Here is a 13,133-nt window from a genome sequence, read left to right on the forward strand (position 1 = left end):
GGATGGCGGCAGAAGCAGGGCTAACCGTGCCCGGTGCCCCTGCCTGGCCCTGACTCCAGAAGCAGAGCCGGGTCACGTCGGCGGATGAGACGGAGGCATGGCCCTCGACGTCGCGTCGAGGGCCATGCCCTGGTTCCGATTTCGCAGGTCAGGTCCGTCTCAAGATCAGTCAGGACTCGAAGCGGCGACGCCCCCGCATGAGAAGCAGGAGTACGAGGCCGGCCGCGATGAGGCTGCCACCCATCGCGGCGAGTCCGCCGAGCGCCGGGCCGGAGATTCCCGCGCCGGTCACGGGCAGGCTCGGGCGGGCTGTCCCGCCTGTCGCCGGGCAGGTCTGCGCCAGGTCGAAGGTGCCGTCGGTGCCTGTGATCATCGCCGTCGCGTTGGTGAGGGCGAACGGATTCACCAGTTCCCCGGTCGGGGACAGGCCGGCAGGCGTCCTGATCCACGCCTTGTCGCCGACGATCGCCCGGTCGTCGGCGGATGCGGTCGTGATGGTCTCCGTGACGGGGCCGCCCTCCGTGGCGAACTCGATGGTCAGTGAGGTGAAGGTGCCCTGTTGCTTGGGAGACGGCAGGGCGAAGACCCAGACGTCCTCGCCCTGGAAGGGCCCGCCGCCGAGATTCGGATCGCATTTCTGGGTGCCGAACGCAGCCGCTGTTGTGCCTACGTCCGCTGGATCGATGCTGATGGTGGTGGCGGCCCAGGCCGGTGCGGCCGATCCGAGGCCGATCGCGGCGGCCAGGATGGTAGCTGCCCCGACACGGGCCAATGTCCGTAGTGCCAACAAAATCACCCCAAGCGTGGAATCTCCGTGAATATTCGTTGAAGTGGGGCGCGACCCGTCGTCAGGTAACCACGGACGACCTGTGCGTAGCGGCTTATTCGAGGTCATCCCCCGCAGGCCGGACGGCCGTGATAAGCAGAAGTTTCAGAGCTGCGACTCGGCCCGACGCGCAGGGAGCCACCCGGAGCGCGTGCCGCCGCCCGACCGTACGTTCATGACGCCGAGGCGATCGTCGACCGGTGGCGGCTGCCGCCGAAGCTGGCACCACCAGGGGCGGCGGCGGTTTTACGGGCGGGCGTGTTCGCGCAGCAGCCCGAGGAGCCCGTGGCCGTCCTCGATCCGCGCGTCCGGTTCGACTCCGGGCAGTGCCGCTTCCCGGTCGGTGCGGGGCGACCGCATCAGGATCGCGGCTCCGGTGCCGGCGCGGCGGGCGCAGACGATGTCGCGGTGCACGGTGTCGCCGACGAACCAACAGTCGTCGAGCGGCACCGCGATGGCGTCGGCGGCGAGCCGTGCCAGCTCCGGGTTCGGCTTCCGGGGCCCGGCCTCGTCGCTGTAGAACTCCGCCGCGAACAGCCCGGACAGCCCCGCCGCCGCGAGGAAGTCCCGGTGGGCGGCGCCGCAGAGCGTGTTGCTGACCACCGCCATCGGCAGGCCGGCGTCGGCAGCGTGGCGCAACGCCTCGGGGATGCCGGGCCGCACGGCCCACTCCTCCCGCCAGGTCCAGGCGTACGCCAGCGACGTCGCCTCCCGCTCGACGGCGTCGCGGGCCTCCTGCGGCCAGGCACGGGTCACGAAGTCGGCCCACACCTGGTTGTGCGGCAGCTCGACGGGGTCTTCGGCCCTGCACACGTCGTCGCGCCACAGGGCGTACGCCCGCGCTCCCTCGCTCAGGTCCCGGACGATCTGCTCAGCCGGCACGGTTCCGCCGACCAGCTCGGTCAGTCGCCGCACCAGGCCCGGGGCGGCCGGTGGTTGCGGCGGCGCGTCCGCCAGGACGCCGCCGAAGTCCAGCAGGAGGGCCCGAGGGGTACGAAGCATGCCCGCCATCCTTCCGTACCGGGGAACGGAAGAGGAGGAGCCGACCGTGGCGGTCGGCCGCAGGCTGCCACCACGGGCACGTTAGCGTCGGTTCGTGACCACCGGATCCCCACGCGTGCTCCCGGCCGACAGCGGCATCGCCGAGGCGGCCTCCGTCCTGCGTACCGGCGGGTTGGTGGCCTTTCCCACCGAGACCGTCTACGGGCTCGGCGCGAACGCGTTGGACGCCCGGGCCGCCGCCCGCATCTTCGAGGCGAAGGCGCGGCCCAGCTTCGACCCGCTGATCACGCACCTCGCGGACGCGGTCGAGCTGGAGAAGCTGGTGGGGGCGGTGCCGGCGGCGGTGGCGGCGTTGGCCGAGCGCTTCTGGCCCGGGCCGCTGACGCTGATCGTGGACCGGCCGGCGGCGATCCCGCCGATCGTCACGTCCGGGCTGGCGACGATGGCGGTCCGGGTGCCGGACAACGCGTACGCGCGGGCGTTGATCGCCGAGGCCGGGGTGCCGGTGGCGGCGCCGAGCGCGAACCGGTTCGGCCAGCTCAGCCCGACCCGGGCCGAGCACGTGGTGCGGGGCCTGGGTGCCGCGGTGGACGTGGTGCTCGACGGCGGGCCGACGCGGTGCGGGATCGAGTCGACCATCGTGGACGCCCGGGGCGGCCAGCCCGTGGTGTTGCGCCTCGGCGCGCTGCCGGTCGAGGCGTTGGAGGAGGCCGCCGGCCCGGTGACCGTACGCCCGGGCAGTTCGGGGCAGCCGGTCGCGCCCGGCACGCTGGCGGCGCACTACGCCCCGCGTACGCCGCTGCGGTTGGTTTCCGGCGGCGAACCGCCGGCGGCCGACGGGATCCGGCGCGGCTTCCTGGCCTTCCGGGACCGGCCGGCGGGCGACTGGGCCGCCGTGGAGGTGCTCTCCGCCAGCGGTGACCTGACCGAGGCCGCCGCCCGGCTGTTCGACGCGCTGCACGAGCTGGACGGCACCGGGATCGGCGAGATCCTGGTCGAGCCGGTCCCCGAGGTCGGCGTCGGCCGGGCGATCAACGACCGCCTGCGCCGCGCCGCCGCCACCTGGCACCCGGCGGGGTGAGACGGGCCGGAAGAGGGCCGGAGGCAGCCTGGCCGGGGCGCTGTCGAGCTGCCCCATCCATGCGACCGGCAAGTGCGGCGTAGGGACGAGCAGCCGATCACGCCGGCGGCGAGGCCGAGGTGCCCCATCTGTGCGGGCAGCTCGACAGCATCGACAGGGCAGAGCCGACGCGCCCCCTTGACGGACGACAGCGAAGTGGTTGGCGCGCGGTGGGACAGGACGCCATGTCCAGTGACGGGTGGCGGTCAGGGGCGCGCCGACCCGTCGGCACCCGGCCGGTACGGCGACGGGAACCCGGCCTGCGGCAGGCGCTCCACGAGGCGGGTGAGCGCGCCGTTCGCGAAGGTGGCGCCGAGCGCTGAGCCCGTCGCGATGGTCCAGCCGACCGGGCCGAGTGGCGTGCAGCCGAAGAACTGGCTGACCCCCGGCGTCTGGACGACCACCGCCAGCACCCCGACCGAAGCGGCGGTGGAGGCCAGTACGGCGGGGCTGGTGCCACCCGCCAGCACCGTCTGCCCGAGCTGGGTGCCGACCAACGAGACCAACGCGACGGTGCCGGCCCGCCGGCGTCGCCCGGTGTAGCGGGCCAACGTCCAGCCCGTGGTGGCGCCCAGCGTGGTGGTGGCGGCGCGCAGGCCGATCTCCCGGGTCATCGTCTCGCCGAGCGAGGTGTCGGGGCCCTCCCGGAGCAGGCCGTCGGCGTGGTCGGCGCCGGGTGGCCGGACCGCGATCGCCAACGCGGGCGCCAGGTCGGTGAGCAGGTTGACCAGGAGCAGTTGCCGGCCGGTGAGCGCCGAACGGCCGGTCGCGGCGGCGGTCAGCACGCTGAACGCGATCTCGCCGAGGTTCCCGCCGACCAGGATGCTGAGCGCGTGGCGTACCGAGGACCACATCGCCCGGCCCTCGACGAGGGTGGCGATGATGGTCTCCAGCCGGTCGTCGGTGACCACCAGGTCGGCCGCCGCCCGGGCCGCCGGGGTGCCCCGCCGGCCGAGGGCGATGCCCACGTCGGCCAGCCGGATCGCCGGGGCGTCGTTGGCGCCGTCGCCGGTCATCGCCACCGTACGACCGCACTTCTGCAACGCCTGGATGATCCGTACCTTGTGCGCGGGCGTGCACCGGGCCACCACGTCGGTGGCGGCGAGCCGCGCGGCGAGGGCGTCGTCGTCGAGCTGGTCGAGTTCCGTCGCGGTGACCACCCGCTGGTCCTCGTGGTCGCTGATGGTGGCCGCGATGGCCTCGGCGGTCGCCGGATGGTCACCGGTGATCATGATGGTGTGCACGCCGGCCTGACGGATCCGGCGTACGGCGGGCGCGGCGCTCTCGCGTACCCCGTCGGCGAGGGCCAGGAAGCCGACGAAGGTCAGGCCGCGCACCTGCTCGTCGGCGACGTCGGGCGAGGAGACCCGACACTCGGCCACGGCGAGGATCCGGTGCCCCGCCCTCGCCCGGTCGGCGAGCATGGCGTGCAGCCCGTCGCGCCCCTCGCCGTCGAGCGGCTCGTCGCGTCCCCCCGGCGTCCGCCAGCCGGAGCACCGGGGCAGCACCGACTCCGGTGCCCCCTTCACGCTGAGCAGCAGCCGGTCCCCGGTGCGGCCGACGGTGGCGTGGTAGCCGCGGGACGGTTCGAACGGCAGCCCACCGACCGGCTCCCACCCGTCCGCGCCGGCCTGCTCGGTCACCCCGGCCGCCTGCGCACCGGCCCGGACCGCGCGGTCGGTCTGCTGAGCCAGGTCGCGTGGACCGGCGGCGGCCGGGGTGGCGCGCAGCGCGACGGCGAGGATGAGCGGCAGATCGTCGTCGAGCCGGTCGGCCGGTGCGTACCGGCCGTCGTCGCCGACCCCGGCAAGCATCAGCTCCCCCTCCGTGAGGGTGCCGGTCTTGTCGAAGCAGAGCACGTCCACCCGGCCGAGCGCCTCGATGGTGCGGGGGTTGCGGACCAGCGCGCCGTGCTCCGCCAGCCGCCGCGCGGCGGCCAGTTGCGCGGCGCTGACCAGGAACGGCAACCCTTCCGGCACGGACGCGACGGCCAGGTTCGCGGCGGTCGCGGCCGTCTCCGCCAGCGGTACGCCCCGCAGCAGCCCCGCGCCGGCCACCGCCACCGCCGAGCCTGCGGCCAGCGGGATCGCCGCGCGGGTCAGCCCGCCCAGCCGTGCCTCCACGCCGCTCGACGGTGGGGACTGCCGGGCCATCGCCAGGCTCCGTCCGGCCTCGGTGTCGGCGCCGGTCGCGACCACCACCGCCCTTCCCCGGCCGGCGGCGACGGTGGTGCCCTCGTAGAGCATCGACCGCCGGTCGGCGACGGCGGCGGCGACGACCGGCTGGTCGGTCTTGCCGACCGGCAGCGACTCGCCGGTGAGCGAGGACTCGTCGGTCTCCAGGCCGGCCGACTCCAGCACCCGGCAGTCGGCCGGGACGGCGTCCCCCGATTCGAGGACGATGACGTCCCCGGGCACCAGTTCCTCGGCCGGCAGCACCTTCTCCGTGCCGTCCCGGCGTACCCGGGCGGTCACCGCCGAGCGGGACAGCAGCTCGGCCAGCGAACGCTCGGTGTTGTGCTGGTGCACCGCCCCGAGCAGCGCCGACCCGCCGACCACGCCTCCGACCAGGGCCGCGTCGACGGGCGAGCCGAAGGCGGCGGAGAGCACCGCCCCGGCGGCGAGGACGGGGGTGAGCGGGTTGGCCAGCTCGTCGACGAAGGCGCGGAGCAGGCCCGTCGGCCCTGCGGGCCGCCCGGTTGCGTCGCGACCCCGACGGCGCTCGGCCTCCCCGGTGGCGAGCCCGTCGGGGCCGCTGCCGAGCTGCTCCAGCACGGCCGGGGACGGCATCAGGTGCCAGGCGGTGATGGCCGGCGCTGGGGAGGCCGCCCGGTCGGGCAGCCGGCGGGCCCGTACGACGCCGTGGGCGAAGGCCAGCGCGGCTGCCCCGTTCACGGCCGCGACGGCCCGGCCGGGCAACTGGGCGGGCGCCGCGGTGAGCGCCCCCAGCGCGCCGAGGCCGGTGCCGGCCATGGCCAGGCCGATGTTCTGCCGGGTCATCCGGCGGGCCACCCCGGTCGCCTCGATCACCAGCGCCACCACGGGCAGGTCGGCGCCGACCAGCAGGTGCGCGCCCCACGGCGGCAGGTCCTCGGGGGCGGAGAGCCCGAGGCCGCAGTCGGCGACAGCGAGCGCGGCGCTGTCGGCGGAGACCACCATCACGACCGCCCCGTCGCGTTGCAGCGCCCGCACCGAATCGGTCAGCCGGTCGCGGCCGGGCAGGTGGGCGTCGGCGAAGCCGTACCGCCGCTCGTCGTCGCCGGCCACGACGAGCCGCAGGCCTGCCTGCCGGGCGGCGGTCGGCAGGGCGTCGAGGCCCTGCGCCGGCTCCGGCTCGACCCGCAGTACGGCGGCGAGGTTGTCGCCGTCGGACAGGCCGAGCATGAGGCCGCCCGCGTCGCGCAGCCGCCGGCTGTCCGCGGTGTCGCCCGGATTCTCGACGTCCAGCGCGTCCAGCGGCCCGAGCCGCCACCCGTCGGCGTGCCGCAGTTCCCCCGGCGCGGCAGGGTCGAAGAGCGCGAACGCGCGCCCCGCCACCTGCCCGGTGTCCGCCCCGGCCAACGGCGCCAGGTCCGCCAGCACACCCCGGTCGGAGCCGAGCACGTCGGCGTCCAGTACCAGGGTGTCGATCCGGTCCAGTTCGCGCAGCACGCCGCGGTCCATCGCGATCACCCCGCGCCGGGCGAGGATCAGACCGAGCTGCGCGGCGTACCCTTCGCGTCCGCTGCCAGGAGCCTTGGGCAGCGTGGAGAGGCCCAGCGCGGCGGCCCGTTTCGGCCCGACGACCGGCATCGTGGCCACCGCGGCGGCGCCCGCGGTGAGCATCCGGCTGATGTACTTCTCGGCGGGGCCGTCCGGCTTCGGCCGGGGGCGCTCGACCTTCGGCGCCTGGGCTGCGGCCCGATCCGGATGCCCGGTCAGCCGATGTTCCGCCTGTGCCCACGCGCGGGCCTGGGCCCGTGCCTCGCCCCACTGCACCACCCGCTGCGCGCCGTCGAGCACGAGCCCGGCCCAGCTGCCCGTCAGGCCCAGCACGACCGCCTCGGCGAGCGGAAACAGCAGATCGGCGCGGGGGTCGGCGCGCAGCCCCCGGTCCGCCAGCGCGTGCAGTTTCGGGTGCAGGTCGACCGCGACGAGCAGCCCGGCGACCTCCCCGGGCACCGGTGTGAACGGCAGGATCCGGGTGGCGGCGGAGATGGTCAGGCCGAGGGCGTCGGAGGCCAGCGCGCCGAGCGTGCGGGGCGTACGCGGCCCCTCCTCGGGCGGGTGCGGCGGCGGGATTTCCGGGTCCGGCTCGTGCGGGCAGGCGCGTTCGGTGCGGGCGACGGTCGCGATGAGGTCCCGCAGGGCCGGCTCCGGCGTACCGACGGCGACGACGACCCGGCCGGACGGGGCGTTGACCCGGGCCCACTGCACCCCGGGCATCCGCTCCAGCGCGTCCTCGACCTCACGCGCGAGGACGTCGCCGCCGTCCTGGCAGACCCCGATCACCTCGATGTGGTGCCGGCCGTGGCGGGACCAGACCCGACGCCGGCTCAGCCCGGCCACCCGGGCCACCCGGGTCGCGGCGGCGGTGACGCTCCGGGACGCCTCGCTGACGACGTGCGGCACGGCGATCGGCGGAAGGAGCCGGCCGGCGGCACGGCCCAGCGAGGTCATCGAGGCGTACGACCGGACAGGCGCCGGCCAGGCCCCCCGCTGCCACTGTTCCTGCCGTACGCCATCGCGCCTCCCACGTTCCGCTCCGGCGGCCTGGCTTCCCGGCGGATCGTCCGTTATGCCCTCGGGGAGGCGGAAGTTTGTCCCGCGCGGTGGCTGGGCGTTCTGCCGCTGCGGCGGCATGGCCGGTCGTGCCGGTGGAACGCCGGTGTCTCCTTCACCCGCAGGCCGGAGAGAACCCGGTCCGCTTGACCTCAACCCGGGTTGAGGTCGGAGGCTGACCGGATGCTGATCGAACTGCTCTGCGCCGAAGCGGGCCTGTCGGACCCACGGGCCCGCCTCGGCCGCCCACCGCTGAGGCGGCCTCGGCCGGCAGGTCGGAGGTGACCGACACGGCGGCGCCCGCCGCGCCCGCCACCGGCGGGGCCGGGCTCCTCGCGCCCCGGCTGCGGGCGATGACGGTGGGCAGCATCGCGCTCATCTCGCTGCTCGCCTTCGAGGCGCTGGCGGTGGGCACCGCCATGCCGACCGTCGCCCGCAGCCTCGACGGGCTGGCCCTCTACGGGATCGCCTTCGGGGGCACGTTCGCTGCCGGCGTGCTCGCCATGGTCGTCTCCGGCATATGGTGCGACTCGCGGGGTCCCCGGGCGCCGATGTGGCACGGGCTCGTCTGGTTCGTGCTGGGGCTGCTGCTCGCCGGCAGCGCCACGACCATGGGCGCCCTGGTCGCCGGCCGGATCGTGCAGGGCTTCGGCTCCGGCCTGCTCTCGGTGGCGCTCTACGTGATCGTCGGGCAGGCGTATCCGGAGGCACTGCACCGGCGGATCTTCGCGGCGTTCGCCGCCGCGTGGGTCGTACCGTCGCTGGTCGGGCCTGCGCTGGCCGGCCTGATCGTGGAGCACCTCGGCTGGCGGTGGGTCTTCCTGGCGGTGCCGGCGGTGGCGGTCCCGGCGGTGCTGCTGATCCACCCCGGCCTCCGTACGGTCGGCGGGAGCACGGCGACCAGGCTGCCGGTAGGCGCGGCGGCCCGGATCGCCTGGGCCTGCGGGGCGGGGGTGAGCGCCGCACTGTTGCACATCGGGGGGCAGCAGCGCGGCGCGGCCGCCGTCGGGCTGGTGGCCCTGGCGCTGGTCGGGCTGCTGGTCTGCGCGCCCCGGCTGCTGCCGGCCGGGTTTCTGCGCGCCGGCCGGGGCCTGCCCACGGTGGTCGCGCTGCGCGGTCTCGCCTCGGCCGCGTTCGTCGGCGCGGAGGTGGTGATCCCGCTGATGCTCTCCCGGGAGCGCGGGCTGTCGCCGACCGCCGCCGGTCTGGTCCTGTCCACCGGCGCGCTCGCCTGGTCGGCGGGCTCCTGGATGCAGGGGCGGATGCCGGCGCCGCGTTCCCGGGCCACCCTGCCGAGGGCGGGCCTGACCTGCATCGTTGCCGGTACGGCCGTGGTGACGCTCGCCGTCGCGCCGGCGGTGCCGGTCTGGGTCGGCGTGCTCGGCTGGGCCGGCGCGGGTCTCGGCATGGGGCTGCTCTATCCCTCGTTGTCGGTGCTCACGCTGGAGCTGTCCGCCCCCGGCGAGCAGGGCCGCAACAGCTCCTCACTGCAACTGTGCGACTCGCTCTTCGCGGCGACCGTGCTGGCGCTCACCGGCGCGGTCCTCGCCGCCGGTACGGCCCCGGGACCGGCCAGCTATGCCGGCACGCTCGTGGTGGCCTGCGGGCTGGCCCTGGTGGGCGTCGTGCTGGCGGGCCGGGTGGTGCCCGGCGGGTCCGGGATCCGCGCCGGCTGACCGTCCTTCGCCGGTCAGTTGCCGGCCCCGGACCCGTCGACGCCCCCGATCCCCGGTCTCCGGGAGATGTGCCGATCAGGCCCGGCCCGGACCGTACGCCCGGGAGGATGGGCGGAGATGAACTTCCTGACTATCCTGCCGATGGCTGTGGTGATGGTCGCCGGGACGCAGCTGGTCGCGGCGGTCTTCCTCGCCACGGCCGATCGGCCGCGTGCCGCGTCGCTGGGCTACCTGGCCGGGGCGGGGCTCGTGGTGTCGGGCGGGGTGACGGCGAGCTGGTTGCTCACCCGGGTCGTGAACATCAACGTCACGGCCGGCTCGGGTGGACACCGAACGGTCGGACACTGGATCGACGTGGTGGTGCTGGCGCTGCTGGTCGTCCTGGCGGTGGTCGTCTTCCTGCGTCGGCACACCACCGGCACGCCGAAGTGGATGAGCGGCCTCCAACATGCCAGCCCGGGGCATGCGCTGCGGCTCGGCGTGCTGCTCTTCCTGACCATGCCGACGGACGACCTCACGATGCTCACCGTCGGGGCGAGCGCCGGCCGGCACGACCTGGCCTGGTGGCACCTGCTGCCGTTCATTCTGCTCACCCTGGCGTTGCTGGGCCTGCCGCTGCAGGCGTTGCTGCTGCTCGGCCACCGCGCCGAGGCGGTGCTGCCCCGGATGCGGGACTGGGCCCAGCAGCACTCCTGGGTGGTGAGCGAGATCGTCATCGGGTTCTTCGTGCTGATCACGGCGGCCGACCTGCTCCGGTGACCCGCCGCACAGTCGGTCACGTCCGGAGGCCCGACACCGTCACCACCACTGTCGGGCGGTGGGCGTGCGACGGCCGGAGAGGGAGGAAACCATGCGGGTGCTGGTCACCGGTGCGGGCGGTCGGCTCGGTCGGGTGGTGTCGCCCCGGCTGACCGCCGAGGGCTGGGACGTCCGGGCGTCGAGCCGGCGGGCGCGTACCGGCTCGTCGGCGCGCTGGGTGGTGGTCGACCTGGCCACCGGGGAGGGGCTGGCCGAGGCGGTGGCCGGCGTGGACGCCGTCCTGCACCTGGCCTCGTCACCCAACCGGGGGCGGGAGACCCACCGGGTCGACGTGCTCGGCACCCGCCGGCTGGTCGTCGCCGCCGGCCAGGCTGGCGTACGGCACCTGGTCTACGTCTCGATCGTCGGGGTGGACCGGGTGCCGATCCCCTACTACCGGCACAAGCTCGCCGCCGAGCAGGTCGTGGCGGCCGGGACTGTGCCGTGGACGATGCTGCGGGCGACCCAGTTCCCGGAGTTCCTCGACGGAATGCTGCGCGGGGTGAGCCGGCTCGGCCCGGTGATCGGCGACCCGGCGGTGCTCGCCCAGCCGGTCGACCCCGTCGAGGTCGCGGACCGCCTCGCCCGGCGGCTCACCGCCGGTCCGCTGCGCGGCATCGAGGAGTACGGCGGCCCGGAGGTGCTCCGCTTCGACGAGGCGGTGCGCGCGTGGACGGCCGCCCGACGGTCCCGCCGTCCGCTGCTCCCGGTCCGGATACCCGGGCAGCTCGGCCGTGCCCTGCGGTCGGGCGCTCTGGTCACCGGGGCGACCCCGACAGGTGCCCGGACCTGGGCCGATTACCTCGCCGACACGTACGGGGGAACCGGCGCAAGATGAACGGTCTGCGCGTTCACGTCCGGCCTAACGTGACGCCATGTTCGCCATGGTCGCCACCGTCATCCTTTACGTCGCCGGATTCGTCTTCCTCTACGGCGTGATCCGGCTCGCCGTCCGCCACGCCCTGGAGGAAATGGAAACGCGCCGGGTCCAGGCCGAACGGGCGGAGGAACTGGCCGCCGCCCGGGACCGCACGCTGCTCCGCGAGAACGGTTTCCTCACCGGCAACTGACCGGCTCGCCGTGCGCCCGACGACCGGCCCCGTCCACCGGCTTCCGGCCCTGGCCCGACGGCTGGACGGGCAGGCAGACGGACGGGGGATCCGGTCCTCGGGACGCGTGGTGTTCCGGCGGTCGGCGCGGGTGGGGCGGGTGCGAGGATCGCAGTCGTGATGGGGACGCTGAAGACTGAACCCGCCCGCAGCCGGCTCGACCTGCTCGCCCCGCCGGTCGCCGCCGCCATCGGGCAGTGGCCCGCCGACGCACCGGTGCACGTCGACGACGTGCTGGTGGCGCCGATCGACGCCGAACTGGCCGACACCGCCGCCTTCTGTGCCGCGTACGAGGTGGGGCTGGACGAGTCGGCCAACTGCGTCGTGGTGGCCGGCAAGCGTGAGGGGATCGTCCGCTACGCGGCCTGCGTCGTGCTCGCCACGACGCGCGTCGACGTCAACGGGGTGGCCCGTCGGGCGCTCGACGTCCGTAAGGCGAGTTTCGCGCCGACGGCCGACGCGGTGGAGCTGACCGGCATGGAGTACGGCGGCATCACCCCGATCGGCCTGCCGGAGCAGTGGCCGATCCTGGTCGACGCGCGGGTGATCGCCACGCCGCACGTGATCATCGGTTCGGGCGTACGGCACAGCAAGATCGCGCTGCCCGGGCCGGCGCTCGGCGCGCTGCCCGGCGCGCGCGTGGTGGAAGGGCTGGCCAAGCCGGCCTGACCCCGTCATGGGTGTCGATACCGTTGCACGTGAAACATCACGTCGATCGATTTCCGGCGGCCGATCGGCGGCTCAGTCGGCGTCGGCCTCGCGGCGGTCCACCTCGGCCAGGGCGGCGAGCAGCGTCTCCGGCTCCTGGGCGCCGGTGACCGCGTACTTGCCGGCGAGCACGAAGGTCGGCACGCTGGTCACCCCGATCTGCCGGGCGGTGGCCAACTCGTCGGCGAGTTCCGTCACCCGCTCGTCGGAGTCGAGGAAGCGGCGTGCCTCGGCCGCGTCCAGGCCCACCTCGGCGGCGAGCGTGGCGAGCGCGGCGCGGGAGCCCACGTCGACACCGTCGGTGAAGTGGGCGCGGTAGAGCGCGTCGACCACCTCGGCGGCCCGGCCCCGGTCCGTGGCCCACGAGACCAGGCGGTGCGCGTCGAAGGTGTTGGCGGCGACCGCGCGGTCGAAGTCGAGCGTGAGGCCGGCGGCCGAGGCCACCTCCGTCACGTGCCCGAACATCTGCCGCACCTGGTCCGGCCCGCCGAACTTCGCCGCCATCGCGTCGACCAGCGGACGCGGCTCCGCCACCGGCGACGGGTCGAGCTGGAACGGCCGGTAGCGGACGGTCACCTCGCCGTCGTACGACTCCAGGGCCTGTTCCAGCCGACGCTTGCCGATGTAGCACCAGGGGCACACGACGTCGGCGTAGATCTCGATCTCCATGCCGGGTGACAACCCTCCGGTCAGCCGATCTGTTCCCGGACCTGCCGCTTGAGCCGGGCCAGGATGGCCGTGCCGCCACGCACCCGCAGCGGGCTGATCGCCTGGGCCAGCCCCATCCTCTGGTAGAGGTCGTCGGGCACGGCGAGCACCTCGTCCGCGCTCGCCCCGGCCAGCCCTTCGGCGAGGATGCCGGCGAACGCGCGCGTGGTGGGCGCCTCCGGCGGGCAGTCGAAGAGGGTCTCCACCGTCTTCTCCGGGGTCACCCGGGCGCGCAGGAAGAATGCGGTCTGGCACTCCGGCACCTGCTCCATGCCCTCCCGGTCGGCGGAGCCGGCGGGCAGCGGCGGGATGACGTCGGCGTACTCCAGCATCATCTCCAGCACCACGTCGCGGGGCGCGGCGGCGAACTCGTCGACGATCTCGGAAAGCCTGGCCGGCATGGATGACATGCCCCGAGGCTACCGC

11 protein-coding genes are annotated in these 13,133 nt (G+C 74.9%); 6 read left to right on the plus strand and 5 right to left on the minus strand.

Translation table 11 applies throughout. The features are described from left to right. Positions 1-169: 169 nt before the first annotated feature. Positions 170-895 (minus strand): hypothetical protein, encoded by a 726-nt coding sequence (locus tag AB0D32_RS04850; RefSeq protein WP_357084987.1) that lies wholly within the window; start codon positions 893-895, stop codon positions 170-172. Positions 896-1,072: 177 nt separating this feature from the next. Next, complete coding sequence (locus tag AB0D32_RS04855) at positions 1,073-1,828, minus strand: HAD family hydrolase (RefSeq protein ID WP_357084991.1); 756 nt, start codon at positions 1,826-1,828, stop codon at positions 1,073-1,075. A 94-nt stretch (positions 1,829-1,922) separates the two neighbouring features. Here AB0D32_RS04855 and AB0D32_RS04860 point away from each other — a divergent pair, with 94 nt between their 5' ends. Further along, positions 1,923-2,909 carry an L-threonylcarbamoyladenylate synthase gene (locus AB0D32_RS04860; protein WP_357084993.1) on the plus strand — a complete coding sequence of 329 codons (987 nt, stop codon included), beginning with the start codon at positions 1,923-1,925 and terminating at the stop codon, positions 2,907-2,909. 245 nt (positions 2,910-3,154) lie between these two features. On the opposite strand, the gene AB0D32_RS04865 is transcribed toward AB0D32_RS04860, so the two are convergent. Then, complete coding sequence (locus AB0D32_RS04865; protein ID WP_357084996.1) at positions 3,155-7,606, minus strand: HAD-IC family P-type ATPase; 4,452 nt, start codon at positions 7,604-7,606, stop codon at positions 3,155-3,157. 383 nt (positions 7,607-7,989) lie between these two features. Between AB0D32_RS04865 and AB0D32_RS04870 the strand changes: the two genes are divergently transcribed. The 5 genes from AB0D32_RS04870 (at position 7,990) to AB0D32_RS04890 (ending at position 11,960) form a co-directional block, all read left to right on the plus strand. Further along, a complete protein-coding gene (locus AB0D32_RS04870; RefSeq protein ID WP_357084999.1) occupies positions 7,990-9,384 on the plus strand; it encodes an MFS transporter in 1,395 nt (464 codons plus the stop codon). Between the two features lie 117 nt (positions 9,385-9,501). Continuing rightward, entirely contained in the window at positions 9,502-10,143 is a 642-nt protein-coding gene (locus AB0D32_RS04875) for a GAP family protein (protein WP_357085002.1), read from the plus strand. A gap of 91 nt (positions 10,144-10,234) precedes the next feature. Next, on the plus strand, positions 10,235-11,020 hold the full coding sequence (locus AB0D32_RS04880; RefSeq protein ID WP_357085005.1) for an NAD(P)H-binding protein: 786 nt from the start codon (positions 10,235-10,237) through the stop codon (positions 11,018-11,020). A 37-nt stretch (positions 11,021-11,057) separates the two neighbouring features. After that, complete coding sequence (locus AB0D32_RS04885; protein ID WP_357085008.1) at positions 11,058-11,252, plus strand: hypothetical protein; 195 nt, start codon at positions 11,058-11,060, stop codon at positions 11,250-11,252. A 159-nt stretch (positions 11,253-11,411) separates the two neighbouring features. Beyond that, entirely contained in the window at positions 11,412-11,960 is a 549-nt protein-coding gene (locus AB0D32_RS04890) for a YbaK/EbsC family protein (RefSeq protein ID WP_357085667.1), read from the plus strand. A 72-nt stretch (positions 11,961-12,032) separates the two neighbouring features. Here AB0D32_RS04890 and AB0D32_RS04895 read toward each other — a convergent pair whose 3' ends face one another. Next, positions 12,033-12,668 (minus strand): DsbA family oxidoreductase, encoded by a 636-nt coding sequence (locus AB0D32_RS04895; protein WP_357085011.1) that lies wholly within the window; start codon positions 12,666-12,668, stop codon positions 12,033-12,035. A gap of 20 nt (positions 12,669-12,688) precedes the next feature. Continuing rightward, the gene (locus tag AB0D32_RS04900) at positions 12,689-13,117 is read right to left on the minus strand and encodes a SufE family protein (protein WP_357085013.1); all 429 of its coding nucleotides are present in this window, start codon (positions 13,115-13,117) and stop codon (positions 12,689-12,691) included. Positions 13,118-13,133 lie beyond the last annotated feature (16 nt).

This window comes from Micromonospora sp. NPDC048170 (assembly GCF_040652795.1).
In the GTDB taxonomy this organism is placed as follows: Bacteria; Actinomycetota; Actinomycetes; order Mycobacteriales; family Micromonosporaceae; genus Micromonospora.

Coding starts and splice junctions, on each gene's coding strand:
- AB0D32_RS04850 (WP_357084987.1), bottom strand. CDS start 895: ATGACCTCGAATAAGCCGCTACGCACAGGTCGTCCGTGGTTACCTGAC.
- AB0D32_RS04855 (WP_357084991.1), bottom strand. CDS start 1,828: ATGCTTCGTACCCCTCGGGCCCTCCTGCTGGACTTCGGCGGCGTCCTG.
- AB0D32_RS04865 (WP_357084996.1), bottom strand. CDS start 7,606: ATGACCTCGCTGGGCCGTGCCGCCGGCCGGCTCCTTCCGCCGATCGCC.
- AB0D32_RS04875 (WP_357085002.1), top strand. CDS start 9,502: ATGAACTTCCTGACTATCCTGCCGATGGCTGTGGTGATGGTCGCCGGG.
- AB0D32_RS04880 (WP_357085005.1), top strand. CDS start 10,235: ATGCGGGTGCTGGTCACCGGTGCGGGCGGTCGGCTCGGTCGGGTGGTG.
- AB0D32_RS04885 (WP_357085008.1), top strand. CDS start 11,058: ATGTTCGCCATGGTCGCCACCGTCATCCTTTACGTCGCCGGATTCGTC.
- AB0D32_RS04890 (WP_357085667.1), top strand. CDS start 11,412: ATGGGGACGCTGAAGACTGAACCCGCCCGCAGCCGGCTCGACCTGCTC.
- AB0D32_RS04895 (WP_357085011.1), bottom strand. CDS start 12,668: ATGGAGATCGAGATCTACGCCGACGTCGTGTGCCCCTGGTGCTACATC.
- AB0D32_RS04900 (WP_357085013.1), bottom strand. CDS start 13,117: ATGTCATCCATGCCGGCCAGGCTTTCCGAGATCGTCGACGAGTTCGCC.